The sequence below is a fragment of the Asticcacaulis sp. DW145 genome (genome assembly GCF_037101385.1).
In the GTDB taxonomy this organism is placed as follows: domain Bacteria; phylum Pseudomonadota; class Alphaproteobacteria; order Caulobacterales; family Caulobacteraceae; genus Asticcacaulis; species Asticcacaulis currens.
Genome location: NZ_AP029024.1, coordinates 654,458 through 671,116, shown reverse-complemented (window position 1 = coordinate 671,116; position 16,659 = coordinate 654,458). Strand labels below are relative to the sequence as shown.

Below are 16,659 nucleotides of genomic sequence, written 5' to 3'. Positions count from 1 at the left end.
CCTGTCATAGAGGCAGGGGATCGAATGGACAAGTCAGCGAAAACACCGCGCTCCTCCCCTGAGATCAGGGAGGACGCTCATACCCTGTGGCTGGTCTATGATGGCGACTGCGTGCTGTGCCGCTCCGGTGCGCTTGGTTATCGCGTCAACCGGGCCGTGGGGCGGCTGAAGACGCTCGATGCGCGCGGCGACCCCGACCACCCTATCCTGAAAGAGATTCGCGCCCGTCAGCTTGACCTCAATCAGGGCATCGTCGTGATCTATGGCCATCAGTGGCACCACGGGGCCGAGGCGCTTAACCGGCTGGCGCTTCTGGGGTCGAACAGCGATGGTCTCAACCGTTTCATTGCCTGGATGTTCCGTTCGCCGCGCCGCACGCGCTGGCTCTATCCGCTGCTGCGGGCAGGGCGCAATCTCAGCCTCAGACTGGCCGGAAAGACGCAGATATGAGGCCCACCTTCGCCGCCATCTTTGCCGAGCAGTGGGAGGCCCTGCCCCCGGCGCTCAAGGCCCACTACGCCAACCGCCCGTTTACGGGCGACCACGTGATCGTCGAAGGGACGCTGGATATTGAAATGCACCCGTTGCTGCGGCGGTTTTCCTGGCTGATCAAGGCGACGGGCATGTTGACGCCCTATGAGGGCAAGGCCGTACCGGTAAAAGTGCATTTTCGCTCCGAACCCGACAGCGATGCCTTTGTGTTTGAGCGCATCTTCCGTTTCGCGGGGCGCAATCCCGTGACCTTCCGCTCGCGCATGATGTCGAAACGCCCGCACCACGTGACGGAATACATGGCCACCGGCATAGGCTGGCAGGCCCATTACGATTATCACGAGGGGCGCGTGCGGTTGCGACACGCCGGCTATGTCTGGCGATTGTTCGGCTTCGACATGCCTCTGCCGATCAGCGGTCTGGCCGGACGCGGCGATGCGTGGGAAGAGGCCACGGGCGACGAGCGTTTCCGCATGTATATGGAACTGCGCCACCCGTGGCTCGGTAAGCTCTACAGCTATGGCGGGGCCTTTCGCGTAACGGAGATGCGTCTTGACGGGTAAGGTGCTGATCCTGGGCGGCTATGGCAATTTCGGCAAGCGCATCGCTGCGGGCCTGATCCGCCGCGACGTGCCGGTGATCATCGCCGGGCGCGATGCCAATAAGGCCGAAGCCTGCGCCCGGTCGATGGGGGCGCAATGGGCGGCCTTCGACCTCAATAGAGGTTTGTCCGAAGCCCTGCGCACGCATAAGACCAGCGTCGTGGTGCACACCGCCGGGCCGTATCAGAACGCCGAGTATGGCGTAGCCGAAGCCTGCATCGCAGCGGGGGTACACTATGTCGATCTGTCGGACGCGCGTGATTTCGTGGTCGGCTTTGACCGGCTGGACGCCGCAGCTAAGGCGGCGGGCGTGGTGGCCATCAGCGGCGCTTCGACCGTGCCGTGCCTGTCCTCGGCGGTGCTCGCGCATTTCCGCGACCGCTTTGCGACGTTGGAAGCGCTCGATTTCGGCATCTGCCCCGGTCAGGGGGCCGAGCGCGGGCTGGCGACCACGGCGGCCATCCTGTCCTATGTGGGTCAGCCGCTGAAACCCTTTGCGGGGCATCCGAAGGCCTATGGCTGGCAAGGCCTGCGGCGGCACGTCTTCCCGCAACTGGGGCCGCGCCTGATGGGCGATTGCGATATTCCCGATCTCGACCTGCTGCCCGCCGCCTATGGCCTACGCTCGATCCGTTTCGGCGCCGGGCTGGAACTGGGTTTCATACACCTCGGCCTGTGGGCCCTGTCTTGGGGCGTGCGCTGGAAGCTGCTGCCATTCCCGCTGCCGAAGCTGGCAAGGCCCCTGCTGAAGGCCGCCGACCTGTTCGATCCGCTGGGCTCCGACGATGGCGGCATGTTTATGGTCGTGTCGGGTACAGGGCTGGACGGGCAGCCGCTCCGCCTCGACTGGCACATCATTGCGCGCAATGGCGACGGGCCGCACATCCCCTCGGTCCCGGCCATCCTGCTGGCCGAACGTCTGGCCAAAGGGAGCGGCCCCGCCCCCGGCGCGCGCTCCAGCCTTGGTCAGATTAGCCTCTCCGACTATCTGGCGGCGCTGGAACCATTTGATATTGTCACGGCTTAGATTTCTGAGCCCGCATCTGCTGGATATACAGGAGTTCGTTCTTGGCCAGTTGACTGCTTCCATCAAACTTCAAAGAGTCCTTATAGGCAAACTCGGCTTCATCCCATTTTTGAAGCTCAACGAGGGCATAGCCCTTGTGTCGCAAAACCTTCGCCCGTGTGTAATCCGTCAGATTAAAGAAAGGATTCTCAAGCGCCTTTTCGGCCTCTGCCAGACTTTCCGCATTTCGGCCACTCTGTGCCAAACAAAAGAGATATTCGCTCAGAATAGCTTCGTTCCATGGATCACGCTGGCGACCATCAACCAGAATCGTCACACAGCGAGTGTAGTCCTTGCGGTCCGCATAAACCCAAGCCAATCCGTAAGAAATAAGGGCAAAGGGCGACGCGGGTTTTGCGACAATCTCTAACTTCTTGCCATCAGGGTTTGCGTTCTTTTTAGCCGCAGTTTCAAGCAACACGCCTAATACGAGTTGCGAAGGAAGATTATCGCTGTAAATAAAAAGGCGTGTATCGCATTTTTCCGCATAATACGGCGGAAGCGGTGCTTCGCCGATGGCCGTTTCCATTTCCGGAGCCAAAGCCCTGAGCGCCGAGACATCGGCCTTAACGAAAGCCTTTTGAAGTTTTTCGGCTACTTTCGCCGCCCGTGCTTCCGCCTTTTCGTTGTGTGTCTGACAGGGCGCGATATTTAGAAAATCAGACTGCGGCGTCTCTTCTGCGCGCACCGTGGCCGTAGTCAGACAGAGGCCGATAACCGCCCAGGAAGTGATAGCCAATTTCATAGAAAAGCCCCCCGTTTGTTAAAACAGGAGGCTAAACTCATCCCGGAAGGGTGGCAAGTGTACTTACAACCCGCCGCGCAGATAGTCCGTCTTACCCAGTTCGACGCCGTAGTGACGCAGGATCGCGTAGGCGGTCGTCACGTGGAAGAACAGGTTGGGAAGGACAAACCCGACCACATAGCTGTAGCCCGTAAAAGGGATTTCGCGGTTCGGCAGTTTCAGCACCACGTCGCGGCTTTCGGCGCCGTCAAACAGGGCCGGATCGACGGATTCGATATAGGCAATGGTTTTGGCCAGACGGTCTTTCAACTCGGCAAAGCTCGTTTCCGTATCAGCCATGGACGGAATCTCCGTGCCGGTCAGGCGCGCCACAGCCCCCTTGGCCGTATCCGACACTGACTGGATCTGACGGCGCAGAGGGTGCATGTCGAGCGCCAGACGCGCCTCGATGACGACCGACGGGTCGATCTTTTTCGCTTCGGCAAACGCCTCGGCCTTGCTGAGGATATGGATCAGGTTCTTCATCGCGTTGATAAGAACGGGCACGGTCATCGAATAGATGGAAACAGGCGGTATCTGGGTCATGGACAGTCTCTTAGGGGTGCCCGGTGCGGCACTTCACCCCAGATGGGCAGGGACCGATTACAATCAAGGCCTCTAGATCATTATGCTTTCCGGTGGAAACATAATGATCCAGATTTTGTTTAGTCCCTCGCCGGGCGGTGGCTCCGCCACCTTGGCCGCCGCCTCAATGGCGGCTTGAGGGGAATGATCAGAGCGATCATTCCGCTCTAATCTAATCAGACGACAGAAATCACCTTCAGCGGCCCGACGCGATCGGCCTCAGCCTTAGCGGCGAAGGTGCCATCGACCGTGACCTTGTACTCCCGCGCGGTGATGGTCGAAACCGACACCCACTCGCCCGTCGCCGCTTCCGGCGTCAGGGTCAGGCGCACAAAGCCGTTGCGGTCGGTCGAGGCGGCCAGCACTTCGTCGTTCTGATCCGCCAGCACCTTGGCGAGGCTGAAATTGGGCAGCAGATGATCGAACCATACGGTCGGGCTCGAAATCGCCGTGACGCCCAGTTCCACCGCCACGCGCTCGCCCTTGGCGTCGTGCAGTTCGTTGGCCCAGGCCTGATGGCTGTCGCCCGACAGCACCACGGCGCGCGCCCTGGCGTCGCGGATCAGGCCATAGAGGCGCTCGCGCTCGGCCGGATAGCCGTCCCAGGCGTCGAGATTGAGCGGCAGCGGGTCTTCCGTCTGGCTGAACAGGTCGATCATCGGCCCGATCACACCCGCGACATTGGCCGGCAGCATCTTCAGCATGGCGGCGATGCGCTCTTCGCCATAGAGCGCCTTGAGGTCCGGGCCCTTGACCTTGGCCATCACCACCTGATTGCCGAACACCTGCCAGCGCACGCCATCGGCCACCGAGGTCTTCAGACCGGCCTGAAGCCACTGACGCTGCGTGGCCCCCAGCAGTTCGCGCGACGGCGCATTTAGTTCGGCACGGAAGGCGGCGTAATCGGCCTTGCCCGCCGCATCGCGCTTGAGATCGGTCTGGTAATCGAGTTGCTTGGAACGCGCCAGAAAGCGCGTTTCGATCATGAACAGTTCAGCCAGTTGCCCGAAGCGGAACGAGCGGTAGATAGCCTCAGACAGCATACCCGGCTGCGGATCACGAATGGGCATCCATTCGCGGTAGGCCTTCAGCGCAGCGGCCTTGCGCACATCGAAGTCACCTTCGGTATCCGGCTGATGGTTTTCGGCCCCGTGCATCCACGGATCATTACACATTTCGTGGTCGTCAAAGACGCAGATCCACGCGGCGCGGGCATGCGCCGCCTGAAGGTCGGCGTCGGCCTTGTACTGGGCGTGGCGCGTGCGATAGTCGGCCAGAGTGACGATCTCGTGCGGCGGCTCCGGGATACGGCCCAGCAGACGACCATTGCCCATGCCGTAGTCGTTCAGGCCCGCGCCGTATTCGTAGATGTAGTCGCCTAGGTGCAGGACGGCATCGACCTCTTTCAGATCGGCGATGGCGCGATAGGCGTTGAAATAGCCGTTGGAGAACAGCGAGCACGACGCAACCGCCAGCACGACGCGATCGGTCTGCATCGGCAGGGTCTTGGCCTGACCGACAGGCGAGGTCACGCCCTGACAGACGAAGCGGTAATAATAGGTCCGGGCGGGCTTAAGACCGGTCGCATCGAGCTTGACTGTATAGTCACGGCCGGCATCAGTGACCAGACGACCGGTGCCGGTCAGCTTGCGGAAATCGTCGTGCTCGGACATCTGCCATACGACTTCGGTAGCGGCCTCAAGGCCCGACACGCGCGTCCACAGGATCAGGCGGTCGCTCAAGGGGTCGCCCGCCGCCACGCCGTGCGCAAAATGCGCGCCCTTGATCGGGGCCAGACCGGAACCGGATACGGCCGGAGCCGCCCCCATCAGACCGAAAGCCATCAGCGCCTTACGGCGGCTTACCTTATATGTCGCGCTCATCTGTGCCGTCCCCTGCCATGAGTACAGGACCGCCCATAAGCCGCTTCGGTGACAGGGTTATTGCGCCTGCGTGACAGTTTTGTTCACAGACTTATACACAGGGCAGATGCCTCTGAATGGGTACGCCCCCGACTGGCAGGTGCGGGCCGTCGGTGCGAGTGAAACGCACAGACGTGGGAGCCACGAGCCGCGCACAGGCTGTGCTGGCAGACCCCCACCACCGCATCTAGCCGCGTAAACGCGGCGTCGTGCGGTCCCCCTCCCCAGTAAACTGGGGAGGTATAAGGGGGGCTAGTAATTGATGCGCAGCGTCACGCCGACCATGCGCGGTTCACCGGCGATAAAGGTGGCGATACCGAGGTTGTCGCCCGTATTGCCCGCATCCTTGATATAGGCTTCGTCGGTGACATTATCGGCGAAGACTTCGACCGACCACGGCGCGTTCAGCGGCGCGTAGCCCAGACGCAGGTTCAGGAGGCCATAGGCGTCCTGTTTCTCGTCCTGCTTCGTGTCGGCCACCGGACGCAGGCCCAGCACCGCCGGCTGATACTTCGGCAGGTCGTTATTGTCGTCAAAGACGATTTCCGACTGCCACGTATAGGTCGGGGTGAACCAGAAGCGGGCGTTTTGCGTGTTGAACTTGAAGCGCCCGCCCAGCGACAGGCTGTGATCCGGGTTCAGGCGGAAGTGGTTGCCTTCATAGAGGCCGTTGCCGAAGCGGGCGTGGCTGTAGGCATAGGTGACAAACAGATCCGCCCCCGGCGTCAGGCGATAATAGGCCTGGGTCTCAAGGCCATAGGCATCGGCCTTGCCGGCGCTGACCGTGATCAGCCCGCCGCTTTGCGTTGCCACCTGCGTCTGGAAGTTCTCGTACTTATAGCCATAGACCGCCGTGTCCCAGCTCAGACGACCGTCCAGCAGGCGCGTCTTCAGGCCCAGTTCAAGGCTATTGACGGTTTCGGCATCGGCATAGGTAAACTTCGGCGCGGCCAGCGGCGTGCTGCCCGAATCGCCGCTGAGCACCTTGGGCTGGCGCCCGCGCGCCGCCGAGACGTAGGCATTGACCGTATCGCTGAAGGCATAGCGGGCGACGAGGCGGTAGGTGATGCCGTCGTCCGAAAAGCTCTGATCGACGCGGGTGCCATTGCCCGGCGTCGGCTGCTTGAAGATACCGACCGGCGGCAGGCCCGCGACCACAGCCCGAACCACAAGCGGCGTCACCTGCGCGGTCCAGGCGTTGATCTGCGCCGCCGACGGCGCGGTGCCCGTAGCCTGCACGTACTGGGTGACCAGTTGCGTCACCTGCGTTTGCACATTGGCCGTGATCACCGGCGTAACGGCCGAGGACGCCGCCAGCACAGAGGGGGTTTCGACCGAGGCCGCATATCCCGACACCTTGTCGTCCTTGGTGTAGCGCAGACCGGCACTCAGTTCGAGCTTCGGCGTCACGCGCCAGGTGAGGTCGGCATAGGCGTCAATGGACTCGGTCTTGCCGAAGTTGGTCGAGGATTCGCGGTGCGCCGGGTCGATATAGGGGGCCAGCGGACCGAAGGCGGTCGGAGCCACCGCCGCAACCACCGGCAGCGGCAGGGCGTTCGGACGCGGCAGGTTGTTGGTCAGGAACAGGCCCGCGACGCGCTCATCAAACTGCATCGGCACGGCCGTCGAGGCCTCTTCCTTGAAATAGCTCAGGCCCGCAAACCACGAAACGGCCCCGCCCGCATCATAGTTGAGGCGCAGTTCCTGCGACCATTGCTTGCCCTTTGCGTCTTCGGCGACCGCCAGAATGGGCAAGGACATGCCGTCCGGATCAAACACTTCGGAGGCCGAGAAGCGGCGATAGGCGCTGATCGACGACAGGCGATAGGCGTCCGACAGACGCCATTCGCCCAGAAGCGTCGTACCGCTCACCGTGCGCTCCAGACCCAGATTGCGGTTCTTGAACACGGCTCCATTGGCCAGGGCCGCGCCGGAGGTCGGCGACAGGTCGCCGATAACGGCCCCCGTGGTCGGATCGGTCGGGGCAAAGGTGCCCGACTTGAAGCCCGTTCCCGGCGCCGAATCCTTCTGATAGTTGGTGATCAGGTCGAAACGCAAAGCCTCGGTCGGACGCCAGGCGGCGGTAAAGCGCAGGGCATCGCTGCCCAGACCGTTGAAGTCATCACCGCCCAGAAGGTTTTCGGTATAACCGTTGCGGTGCTTGGCACGGCCGGATAGGCGCACGGCCAGTTGGTCGTTCAGCGGCACATTAACCATGGCATCAACCATACGATAATTATAGTCGCCCACGCTGATCGCCGCCTTACCATCCAGCACCGGCTTGGCCTTGGCCTGAATGATATTGACGGCCCCGATCAGAGCACCGCGCCCGAACAGGGTCGATTGCGGGCCCTTGGCCACTTCGACGCGGTCGAGGTCGAACAGCTCGACATATGCTCCGCGCGAGCGCGAGATCGACACGCCGTCCTGAAACACCGAAACGCGCGCTTCGCCGGTCGCTGCGCCCGAATCGGAGGTAATGCCGCGCATCACGAAGCCGGGATTGTTCGGCGACTGATCCTGCACCTCAAAGCCCGGCACGAACAGAGACAGCTCGGCAAAATCCGTGACGCCGACATCGGTCAGGAAAGACGCGTTAAGACCCGTCACCGCCGCCGGCACGTTGAGCAGTTTCTGCTCGCGCTTTTGCAGCGTCACCACGATTTCCGGCACGCTGCCTTCCTCGGCACCCGCGCTCGTCCGCGTTTGGGCCACGGCAGGCGCGGCCAGCATCAGGGCCAAAAAAGAAACAGAGGCAAGGCGCAGAGCAGACATGGACAGCTTCCTTCGTCAGGTCGAAACGACAATGTGAAGACCGCTTTATCGAACGCTTATGACAGTGAGGTTGCAGCCGTCACAATTACGCCCCCTTCTTGCAGATTGCTGCGTCCTGTCACGCAAAAGCGACAATTGCTGTGGCAAGTGTGAACCCCGGCCTCGCCGAGTCGTACTAGATAGTCTCGTTATTTTTTCGCATTCCCCTCTTGCCAGTGGAAACCGTAACTCTTATAGTTACGCTTATCGCAAATCTTTCTCTCAAAGGAGCCCGCCATGCGTCACGTCTTTAAGTCCACCCTGCTCGCCGCTGCCCTGCTCGCCGGCTCGCTGACCCCGGCCTTCGCTGCCCCGGAAACCTATGCGCTCGAAGCGACCCACACCGAAGTCGTCTTCTCGTGGACGCACTTTGGCTTCTCCAAGCCCACCGCCAAGTTCATGAACGCCGTCGGCACGCTGGTGCTGGACGAAGCCGCTCCGGCCGCCTCGTCGGTCGAAGTCAGCTTCGCCATCGACGGCCTGAACACCGGCGTCGCCGCGCTGGACGGTCACCTGAAGTCGAAGGACTTCTTTGACGCCGCCACCTACCCGACCGCGACCTTCAAATCGACCAAGGTCGATGTGACGGGCAAGGACACGGCCAATGTCACCGGCAACCTGACCATCCACGGCGTCACCAAGCCCGTCACCCTGGCCGTCAAGCTGAACAAGATCGGTGCCAATATGAAGGGCGTGAAGACCGCCGGCTTTAGCGCCACGGGCCAGATCAAGCGTTCGGACTTCGGCATGGGCGCCTATGTCCCGGCGGTGAGCGACGAAATCACCCTCGTCATCACGGCCGAAGCCAACAAGAAGTAAGACCGGTTTACGGTACGTTTTTTCAGGGGGTGCGGTCACGGCCGCGCCCCTTTTGTTTTATTCAGGTGTCCCATGACGTCGCAACATCCTCTGCCGACCCTCTATATTCCGCATGGCGGCGGCCCGTGCTTCTTTATGGAGTGGAACCCGCCGCACCTGTGGGACCGCATGGGCGACTATCTGCGCGACATCCCTCATCAGGTGGGGCAGCGCCCGAAGGCCATACTGGTCATCTCGGCGCACTGGATGACCGAACGCTTCACGGTGCAGACCAAGGCGAAGCCGGGGATGTTGTTCGACTATTACGGCTTTCCGGACCATACCTATCGGCTGAGCTATCCCGCCCCCGGCTCGCCTGAACTGGCCGAGCGCGTCATTGCGCTGGCGGCAGAGGCGGATATCCCGGTCGATCGTGACGCCACCCGCGACTACGACCACGGCGTGTTCGTGCCCTTCCTGCTGATGTACCCCGACGCCGACATTCCGGTGGTGCAGCTTTCGATCAAAAGCAACTGGGACCCGCAGGACCATATCGCGCTAGGCAAGGCGCTGGCCCCGCTGCGCGACGAAGGCGTGCTGATCGTCGCCTCAGGCATGAGCTTCCACGACCTCAAGGCGTTGATCCGCCTGAGTCTGGCCCATGAGCCGGTCAATGGCTCCCACCATTTTAATGACTGGCTGAACGACACGCTGACGGCCCACACGGGTGAGGCGCGCGAAGCCTTATTGCGCGACTGGTCAAAGGGCGCAGGCGCGCGTATCGCCCACCCGCACGAGGACCATCTGGTGCCGCTCTTCGTGGCCGCCGGTGCCGCCAGCGACGCGAAGGCGGTGCGGACCTATGACGAGACGCTGCGCCCCATGAACACAGCGGTCAGCGGCTTTCAGTTCGGCTAGAGCATTCGTCGGCTAAGTTGAGCCGCCGAATGGCTCTAAGTTTTTGTTTGGTCGCGCAATTTTTCCGAAAAGTGCCAAGACGCTTTTATGGCACTTTGTCGGATTGCGCTCTAGCTTGGCAGCTTTTATACGATGAGCGTCAGTTTCGCCACTTCCGGGTTTGCGTATGGGCGGCCATAATCCGTGTATGAACGGAGGTGTCGCATGTACGATCTTTATATCGCCAATAAGAACTATTCCTCGTGGTCGCTGCGCCCTTGGGTGCTGCTGAAAACGCTGGGGATTCCGTTTACGGAACACCTGCACTATTTCTCGACCCCCATCGGCGAGAATGTGCAGTTTAAGGCTTTTTCACCTTCATCTCTGGTGCCCGCTCTGCATGATCAGGGCCTGACTATCTGGGACTCGCTGGCCATAGCGGAGTATGTTTATGAGGCGCATCCGGCGGTGTGGCCTGCGGATCGTGAGGCGCGCGCCTTTGCCCGTTCAGCCGCGGCAGAGATGCATTCCGGCTTTTCCGTTTTGCGCACCATCTGCACCATGACCTGCGGACTGCGGGTGAAACTGCACACGATCAGCCCGGCGCTTCAGCGCAATATCGACCGCCTGGATGCGCTGTTCAGCGAAGGGCTGAGCCGCTTTGGCGGGCCGTTTCTGGCGGGAGACACCTTCACCGCGGTGGATGCGTTTTACTGCCCCGTGGCCTTCCGCGTGCAGACCTATGGCCTGACGCTGAGCCCTCCCGCGCAGGCCTACATCGAGCGCCTGCTGGCCCTGCCCTCCATGCAGGACTGGTACGCAGCGGCGTTGGCCGAAACGGCGCGCGAACCGGAGCACGAGGCCGAGGTGGCCGAGGTCGGCGTCGTGCTGGCCGACTATCGCGCGGTTTAAAAAGAGTTTGGCGGGAGGCTATCCGGACCTCCCGCCACGGCAGGAAACCTGCCGTTACACGCCGCAGCAAAAACGGCGCGTAATGCGGATCACGGTTTCGAGGAAACCGATCAGACCGGAAGTCTGGGGAGGGAGATAGATTTCAGAGGGAGTAGCTGCGCGCGCTGAAGGCGCAGGCCGGGCGCCCGGCGCGGACAGATCAGGCCGCGGCAATGGAGCGGCAGACGGGTCGGGGGTACGCATACTGATTACGCCTTGCACGGGGTTGCAAACAGGTACGCCATACTTAGCATACCGTATAATCCAGAATAATGACGTTCTCTTAATGTGCGATTAATGCGCGGAAAGGTTGAGACATCGCTATACCGATCACCCGGTCGGGATTGACTCCGAAGTCTATTTTGTTATATAGCAAAATACCGAAATAGAGAAGGGATGTCGCTATGCACCGCATCTGGGGATTTTTCGCGGCAGGCGTGCTGCTGGCCACGACGACCCATGCCGAGGAAGCCGCCGGGATATGGCGCGGCAAGCTGATGGGGCAACTGACGATCATCGTGCGCATTGAAAAGGAGGGTCAGGGCTATAAGGGCACGCTGCAAAGCCCGGATCAGTCGAAGGCCCTGCTGCCGCTGGATACAATCAGCGCCACCGCCGATACCCTTAGTTTTGATCTCAAACGCATCAATGGCCACTATGAGGGCCATTGGGATGACGCACAGAAGGCCTGGGTCGGCACCTGGTCGCAGGGGCAATCCCTGCCGCTTAGCCTCAGCCGCATCTACGAAAGCGATTTGAGCGTCAGTCACCGTCCGCAGGTGGACGCGGCCGAGGCGGCGCTGGCGCAATATCACGTCGAAAGCGTGCAGATCGCCACCCCGACGCCCGGCGTCACCCTGGCCGGCACCTATAGCGCACCAAAGGGCAATGGCCCCTTCCCCGCCGTGGTCCTGATCGCCGGTTCGGGGCCGAATACGCGCGACGAAACCGTGGCCGGTCACAAGGTTTTTCTGGTGCTGGCCGACGCCCTCAACCGTGCAGGGATCGCCGTGCTGCGCTACGATAAGCGCGGCATCGGCGGCTCGACCGGTGCCTATGCACAGGCCACCACCGCCGACTTTGCCGATGACGCTCAGGCCGCGGCTCACTGGCTGGGCGCGCGTAAGGACGTGAAGACGATCGGCCTGATCGGTCATTCCGAAGGCGGGATCATCGCCCCCCTCGTTGCCAACCGCACGCCGCAGGTGCAGTTTGTCGGGCTTCTGGCCGGTAGCGCGGTACGCGGCGATCATCTGCTGCTCAGCCAGCAGGTCCTGATCGGACGTGCCAATGGTATGGACGAAGCGGCTTTGAGCCGGGCGCAGGCCACCAACCGCAAAATCTACGACGCGATTATCGCCGACCCGGCGAACGCCGAAACCACGCTACGCGCCATAGTCGCCGCCGAATGGCCCGCGGGAACGCCGGCCGACCCGGCGGTGATCGACGCTATCGTCAAGCCGGTTACCTCGCCGTGGATGAGCTGGTTCCTGCGCTATGACCCGCAAGTCGAACTGAAAAAGCTGAAGATACCCGTACTGGCACTCACGGGCGAAAAGGACCTTCAGGTCGCCGCCCGTGACAATCTACCCGTCATGAAAGCCGCATTGGCGGGCAACCCAGATGCCACCCTCCGCGAATTGCCGGGCCTCAACCACCTGTTCCAGACGGCCGGGACCGGTGCGCCGTCCGAATATGGCGATATAGAGGAAACGTTCGCGCCCTCGGCTTTGAAAATAGTGACCGACTGGGTCAGTGAACGGACGCGGTAGAACTCTTTTTCAGCTCGTCTTCCAGCCACTCCATATCCTCGTCGCTGAGGCCGAAATGATGCCCGGCCTCGTGGATCAGGATATGGGCGACCAGATCAACCAGCGGCACGCCGTTTTCGGCCCATTCATCGAGGATCGGGCGGCGGAAAAGGTGGATCATCGGCGGCAGGTCGCCTGTGAACGTCTCGGTTTCCGCCGGTCGGCCAGTATAGAGGCCGGTCAGTTCAAACGGGTCTTCGATGCCCAGATCGGCCAGCAGGTCTTCGGCGGGGAAGTCCTCGACGATCAGCACCACGTCGCCCAGATACCCGGCAAAGGGCTCCGGCAGTTTGCTCAGCGTATCTCTGGCCAAGGCCTCGATGTCGTCCAGCGACGGCGGCGGTCCAAACGCGGTCTGGTTCATTCGGCGGCCGGACGATCGACAGCGTTTTCGGGATAAACCTCGACCGGCTTTTCGCCGTCCCACACCACCCAGTACTGCCCCAGCCGCCGTTTCCGCTCAATGGCTTCGGACACGGCTTCACGCAGCACCGTCAGGACATGATTTGCGTAAGCCGACATATCTTCGCGGTTCATTTCACCTGCCCTGACAAACGCTTCAACCCATCGAAAAGAGACGGGCTCGCCACCTGGCAATCCTCACCGGATTGATGAAAGATCACCTCTGCGCGGCCATCATGGTTCATGTAGCACACGCAGACGTCAGCCTTCATTCTATAATCAATCAGCAGATTGCGCAAACTACGCGGGAAACGCCGTTCTATATCAGTCTGAGGTATATCATGTCCGCCATGCGCAACACGCTCATCCACGCGCCGTTTAGAAACCGAAACGTCAGGCAACGCTAAATAATGAACCTCAACCGTCCAGCCTTTGGCCCTTAACTGTTCGATCAGCCTCAGATAGGTTTTGCCGGACAGCGTCGTCTCAAAGGCAAAATCCTCACGCACGGCAATCCGCGCCTCCATTTCTATCAGGAACAGCCGTGCCGCTGCTGCGGCCTGCTGCTCCGGATGAAAGGGCGACAGACCCGACGCGATCAGGCCGGCATTGATGGAATGTGCCACACCCACCGCAGGCAGGTACTTCAACGCAAATGTGGTTTTCCCTGCGCCATTCGGTCCGGCAATGATCAGACATCTGGGCATAGGCAAAGCCTAAAACGCAAACGCCGCCGGGACAAGTCGTCCTGACGGCGTTCAAGGTGAGACTGTTCAGGCAGCGCTTAGGCGTCAATATCCTCAGGCAACCCCACCACATGGAAGCCCGCATCGACGTGCACCACTTCGCCGGTGGTGGACAGGCCGAGGTCCGATGCCAGCCACAGGGCCGCCCCGGCGACGCCTTCCATAGAGGTTTCTTCTTTCAGCAGCGAGAACTGCCCCGACTTGGCGTGCAGCGAACGCCCACCGGAGATACCGGCCAGGCTGAGGGTACGCATGGCGCCCGCCGAAATGGCGTTGACGCGGATCTTCTTGGGGCCGAGGTCGCGGGCGATATAGCGCGTCGAGGCCTCAAGCGCCGCCTTGGCCACGCCCATGGTGTTGTAGTTCGGAATGACGCGCTCAGAGCCCAGATAGCTCAGCGTCACCAGCGAGCCGCCGTTCGGCATCAGCTCAGCGGCGCGGCGCGACACATCGACGAAGGAGAAGGCCGACACATTCATAGCCAGCAGGAAGCCTTCGCGGGTGGTGTTTTCGACGAACGAGCCTTGCAGTTCGTTCTTGTTGGCGAAGGCCACCGAATGGATCACGAAGTCGATTTCGCCGTAAATTTCTTTCAGCTTGGCAAAGGCCGCATCCATCGACGCGTCGTCGGTGACGTCGCATTCGATCAGGTGCTTGACGCCGATGGATTCGGCCAGCGGCCCGACGCGGCGCAGCAGGCTTTCGCCCATATAGGAGAAGGCCATGTCCGCGCCCTGCGCCGCCAGTTGCGAGGCGATGCCCCAGGCGATGGACTTGTCATTGGCAACGCCCATGACGAGGCCCTTCTTGCCCTTCATCAGCTCGCCCTTGGGGAATTTCCAGCCGTCTTCAGCCATATGTCTAATCCTATGAATACACCCACCCCGCTGCGCAGGGAGGGATGTGAATTACAAATCCGCCTGCGACAGGATAATCGAACCGTTGGTGCCGCCAAAGCCGAACGAGTTCGACATCACGGTCTCCAGCGCGCCGTCGCGGCGCTCCCTCAGGATCGGCATACCGTCAAAGGCCGGGTCGAGTTCCTCGATATGCGCACTCTTGGCCGCGAAACCGTGCTGCATCATCAGCAGGCAGTAGATCACTTCCTGTGCGCCTGCCGCGCCCAGCGAGTGGCCGGTCAGCGACTTGGTCGAGGAGATCAGCGGAGACGCTTCGCCAAAGACGTTGCGCACTGCCCCCATTTCGCGCTCATCGCCCACCGGGGTCGAGGTGCCGTGCGGGTTGAGGTAGTCGATCTTACGGCCACCGGCCTGACGCAGGGCCTCACGCATACAGCGCTCCGCCCCTTCGCCCGACGGCGCCACCATGTCGTAGCCGTCCGAATTGGCACAGTAACCGACGATTTCGGCCAGAATATTGGCCCCGCGTGCCTTGGCCCGCTCATAGTCTTCCAGCACAACCGCGCCCGCACCCCCGGCGATGACGAAGCCGTCGCGGTTCTTGTCATAGGCGCGCGATGCGACTGACGGCGTGTCGTTGAAGTTCGAGGACATGGCGCCCATGGCGTCGAACAGATTGGACAGGGTCCAGTCCAGTTCTTCGGTGCCGCCAGCGAACATCACGTCCTGACGGCCCAGCATGATCTGCTCGGCCGCCGCCCCGATGCAATGCACCGAGGTGGCGCAGGCCGAAGAGATCGAATAGTTGATGCCGCGAATCTTGAACCAGGTGGCCAGCACCGCCGAAGGGCCCGACGACATGGCCTTGGGCACCGCGAATGGCCCGATGCGCTTGGGCGACTTCTTTTCGCGCGTCGTATCGGCGGCTTCGACGATGGTGCGGGTCGAAGGGCCGCCCGCGCCGAAGATGATGCCCGTGCGCTCGTTGGAAATATCGCTCTCTTCCAGACCGGCTGACTTTATCGCCTGCTCCAGCGACACGTGCCCGTAGGCCAGACCGTCCGACAGGAAGCGCGCCGCACGGCGATCAACCAGAGGCGTCCAGTCGCCGATGGTCGGTTTGGCGTGCACCTGACACTTGAAACCCAGCTCGGCATATTCCGGCGCGGCAACGATGCCCGATCTGGCGTCACGCAGCGAGGCCGCAACCTCATCTGCGCCCGTGCCGATGGATGAGACGATACCAAGACCGGTGATAACAACTCTACGCATAGTTCGCTTCCCTGTAGTCAGAGGGGTGCTTTTGATCAGACCAGATCCTTGGCGTCGAACAGGCCGACGCGCAGGCCCGACGCCGAATAGATCGGCTTGTCATCAGCCAGCACCACGCCTTCGCCGATGCCCATGATCAGCTTGCCCGTCATGACCCGCTTCATATCTATCTTATAGGTCACCTTTTTGACCGACGGCGTGACCTGACCGGTAAATTTGACGTCGCCTACGCCCAGTGCACGACCGCGGCCCGGATTGCCCGACCAGCCGAGGAAGAAGCCGACCAGTTGCCACATGGCGTCAAGGCCCAGGCAGCCCGGCATGACCGGATCGCCGATAAAGTGGCAGGCGAAGAACCACAGGTCGGGGTTGATGTCGAGTTCGGCTTCGATATAGCCCTTGTTGAAGGCCCCGCCATCCTGCGTGATCTGCGTGATACGATCCATCATCAGCATCGGCGGTGCCGGCAACTGGGCATTGCCCGGACCGTACATTTCCCCGCGCGAACAGGCCAGAAGGGCTTCATAATCGAAAGACGAAGGACGGTCGCTCATTGGGGCTCCGGATAGAATCTCACACACATATAGCTGTTATGCGGCGCTTAATGGCGCGTTCGTAACAGGCTGTAAAGATGCGTTACACGCATAGAGGCCGCGG

Annotated in this window: 17 protein-coding genes; 7 read left to right on the top strand and 10 right to left on the bottom strand. The window is 61.5% G+C overall.

Going from position 1 to position 16,659, the window contains the following annotated elements; all coding sequences use genetic code 11:
- Positions 1 to 24 precede the first annotated feature (24 nt).
- The 3 genes from AACH73_RS03055 to AACH73_RS03045 are packed head-to-tail and all read left to right on the top strand — an operon-like array spanning position 25 to position 2,121.
- Complete coding sequence (locus tag AACH73_RS03055; RefSeq protein WP_272740679.1) at positions 25 to 450, top strand: DCC1-like thiol-disulfide oxidoreductase family protein; 426 nt, start codon at positions 25 to 27, stop codon at positions 448 to 450.
- Complete coding sequence (locus AACH73_RS03050; protein ID WP_338735380.1) at positions 447 to 1,055, top strand: DUF4166 domain-containing protein; 609 nt, start codon at positions 447 to 449, stop codon at positions 1,053 to 1,055. Before AACH73_RS03055 ends, AACH73_RS03050 begins: the two co-directional genes overlap by 4 nt.
- Positions 1,045 to 2,121, top strand: a complete 1,077-nt coding sequence (locus AACH73_RS03045) for a saccharopine dehydrogenase NADP-binding domain-containing protein (RefSeq protein WP_338735379.1) — start codon at positions 1,045 to 1,047, stop codon at positions 2,119 to 2,121. Before AACH73_RS03050 ends, AACH73_RS03045 begins: the two co-directional genes overlap by 11 nt.
- Here AACH73_RS03045 and AACH73_RS03040 read toward each other — a convergent pair.
- The 4 genes from AACH73_RS03040 to AACH73_RS03025 all read right to left on the bottom strand — a co-directional run bounded on the left by AACH73_RS03040 (position 2,111) and on the right by AACH73_RS03025 (position 8,226).
- Positions 2,111 to 2,905: a hypothetical protein gene (locus tag AACH73_RS03040; RefSeq protein ID WP_272740682.1), complete on the bottom strand. Its 795-nt coding sequence runs from the start codon at positions 2,903 to 2,905 to the stop codon at positions 2,111 to 2,113. The two genes, AACH73_RS03045 and AACH73_RS03040, sit on opposite strands and share 11 nt — an antisense overlap.
- 63 nt (positions 2,906 to 2,968) lie before the next feature.
- Positions 2,969 to 3,490: a DUF1993 domain-containing protein gene (locus AACH73_RS03035; RefSeq protein ID WP_338735378.1), complete on the bottom strand. Its 522-nt coding sequence runs from the start codon at positions 3,488 to 3,490 to the stop codon at positions 2,969 to 2,971.
- A gap of 215 nt (positions 3,491 to 3,705) precedes the next feature.
- A complete protein-coding gene (locus AACH73_RS03030) occupies positions 3,706 to 5,412 on the bottom strand; it encodes an alkaline phosphatase D family protein (protein ID WP_338735377.1) in 1,707 nt (568 codons plus the stop codon).
- A 291-nt stretch (positions 5,413 to 5,703) separates the two neighbouring features.
- Entirely contained in the window at positions 5,704 to 8,226 is a 2,523-nt protein-coding gene (locus AACH73_RS03025) for a TonB-dependent receptor (protein ID WP_338735376.1), read from the bottom strand.
- Positions 8,227 to 8,502: 276 nt separating this feature from the next.
- Here AACH73_RS03025 and AACH73_RS03020 point away from each other — a divergent pair, with 276 nt between their 5' ends.
- The 4 genes from AACH73_RS03020 (at position 8,503) to AACH73_RS03005 (ending at position 12,683) form a co-directional block, all read left to right on the top strand.
- Positions 8,503 to 9,084, top strand: a complete 582-nt coding sequence (locus AACH73_RS03020; RefSeq protein ID WP_272740686.1) for a YceI family protein — start codon at positions 8,503 to 8,505, stop codon at positions 9,082 to 9,084.
- A gap of 72 nt (positions 9,085 to 9,156) precedes the next feature.
- Positions 9,157 to 9,981, top strand: a complete 825-nt coding sequence (locus AACH73_RS03015; RefSeq protein ID WP_272740687.1) for a class III extradiol ring-cleavage dioxygenase — start codon at positions 9,157 to 9,159, stop codon at positions 9,979 to 9,981.
- Positions 9,982 to 10,185: 204 nt separating this feature from the next.
- Entirely contained in the window at positions 10,186 to 10,872 is a 687-nt protein-coding gene (locus tag AACH73_RS03010; protein WP_272740688.1) for a glutathione S-transferase family protein, read from the top strand.
- A 443-nt stretch (positions 10,873 to 11,315) separates the two neighbouring features.
- Positions 11,316 to 12,683 carry an alpha/beta fold hydrolase gene (locus AACH73_RS03005; protein WP_338735375.1) on the top strand — a complete coding sequence of 456 codons (1,368 nt, stop codon included), beginning with the start codon at positions 11,316 to 11,318 and terminating at the stop codon, positions 12,681 to 12,683.
- On the opposite strand, the gene AACH73_RS03000 is transcribed toward AACH73_RS03005, so the two are convergent.
- The 6 genes from AACH73_RS03000 to fabA all read right to left on the bottom strand — a co-directional run bounded on the left by AACH73_RS03000 (position 12,664) and on the right by fabA (position 16,556).
- Positions 12,664 to 13,086, bottom strand: coding sequence for a metallopeptidase family protein (locus AACH73_RS03000; RefSeq protein WP_338735374.1), 423 nt, complete (start codon positions 13,084 to 13,086; stop codon positions 12,664 to 12,666). The genes AACH73_RS03005 and AACH73_RS03000 overlap by 20 nt on opposite strands.
- Positions 13,083 to 13,259 carry a hypothetical protein gene (locus AACH73_RS02995; RefSeq protein ID WP_338735373.1) on the bottom strand — a complete coding sequence of 59 codons (177 nt, stop codon included), beginning with the start codon at positions 13,257 to 13,259 and terminating at the stop codon, positions 13,083 to 13,085. Before AACH73_RS02995 ends, AACH73_RS03000 begins: the two co-directional genes overlap by 4 nt.
- The gene (locus AACH73_RS02990; protein ID WP_338735372.1) at positions 13,256 to 13,831 is read right to left on the bottom strand and encodes a zeta toxin family protein; all 576 of its coding nucleotides are present in this window, start codon (positions 13,829 to 13,831) and stop codon (positions 13,256 to 13,258) included. The genes AACH73_RS02995 and AACH73_RS02990 overlap by 4 nt, the downstream gene beginning before the upstream one ends.
- 77 nt (positions 13,832 to 13,908) lie before the next feature.
- On the bottom strand, positions 13,909 to 14,727 hold the full coding sequence (locus tag AACH73_RS02985) for an enoyl-ACP reductase (RefSeq protein ID WP_272740693.1): 819 nt from the start codon (positions 14,725 to 14,727) through the stop codon (positions 13,909 to 13,911).
- 51 nt (positions 14,728 to 14,778) lie between these two features.
- On the bottom strand, positions 14,779 to 16,002 hold the full coding sequence (gene fabB, locus AACH73_RS02980; RefSeq protein WP_272740694.1) for a beta-ketoacyl-ACP synthase I: 1,224 nt from the start codon (positions 16,000 to 16,002) through the stop codon (positions 14,779 to 14,781).
- Positions 16,003 to 16,037: 35 nt separating this feature from the next.
- The gene (gene fabA, locus AACH73_RS02975) at positions 16,038 to 16,556 is read right to left on the bottom strand and encodes a 3-hydroxyacyl-[acyl-carrier-protein] dehydratase FabA (RefSeq protein ID WP_126419517.1); all 519 of its coding nucleotides are present in this window, start codon (positions 16,554 to 16,556) and stop codon (positions 16,038 to 16,040) included.
- Positions 16,557 to 16,659 lie beyond the last annotated feature (103 nt).

Coding starts and splice junctions, on each gene's coding strand:
- AACH73_RS03050 (WP_338735380.1), top strand. CDS start 447: ATGAGGCCCACCTTCGCCGCCATCTTTGCCGAGCAGTGGGAGGCCCTG.
- fabA (WP_126419517.1), bottom strand. CDS start 16,556: ATGAGCGACCGTCCTTCGTCTTTCGATTATGAAGCCCTTCTGGCCTGT.
- AACH73_RS02985 (WP_272740693.1), bottom strand. CDS start 14,727: ATGGCTGAAGACGGCTGGAAATTCCCCAAGGGCGAGCTGATGAAGGGC.
- AACH73_RS03005 (WP_338735375.1), top strand. CDS start 11,316: ATGCACCGCATCTGGGGATTTTTCGCGGCAGGCGTGCTGCTGGCCACG.
- AACH73_RS03040 (WP_272740682.1), bottom strand. CDS start 2,905: ATGAAATTGGCTATCACTTCCTGGGCGGTTATCGGCCTCTGTCTGACT.
- AACH73_RS02990 (WP_338735372.1), bottom strand. CDS start 13,831: ATGCCCAGATGTCTGATCATTGCCGGACCGAATGGCGCAGGGAAAACC.
- AACH73_RS03010 (WP_272740688.1), top strand. CDS start 10,186: ATGTACGATCTTTATATCGCCAATAAGAACTATTCCTCGTGGTCGCTG.
- AACH73_RS02995 (WP_338735373.1), bottom strand. CDS start 13,259: ATGAACCGCGAAGATATGTCGGCTTACGCAAATCATGTCCTGACGGTG.
- AACH73_RS03030 (WP_338735377.1), bottom strand. CDS start 5,412: ATGAGCGCGACATATAAGGTAAGCCGCCGTAAGGCGCTGATGGCTTTC.
- AACH73_RS03000 (WP_338735374.1), bottom strand. CDS start 13,086: ATGAACCAGACCGCGTTTGGACCGCCGCCGTCGCTGGACGACATCGAG.
- AACH73_RS03035 (WP_338735378.1), bottom strand. CDS start 3,490: ATGACCCAGATACCGCCTGTTTCCATCTATTCGATGACCGTGCCCGTT.
- AACH73_RS03020 (WP_272740686.1), top strand. CDS start 8,503: ATGCGTCACGTCTTTAAGTCCACCCTGCTCGCCGCTGCCCTGCTCGCC.
- AACH73_RS03025 (WP_338735376.1), bottom strand. CDS start 8,226: ATGTCTGCTCTGCGCCTTGCCTCTGTTTCTTTTTTGGCCCTGATGCTG.
- fabB (WP_272740694.1), bottom strand. CDS start 16,002: ATGCGTAGAGTTGTTATCACCGGTCTTGGTATCGTCTCATCCATCGGC.
- AACH73_RS03015 (WP_272740687.1), top strand. CDS start 9,157: ATGACGTCGCAACATCCTCTGCCGACCCTCTATATTCCGCATGGCGGC.
- AACH73_RS03055 (WP_272740679.1), top strand. CDS start 25: ATGGACAAGTCAGCGAAAACACCGCGCTCCTCCCCTGAGATCAGGGAG.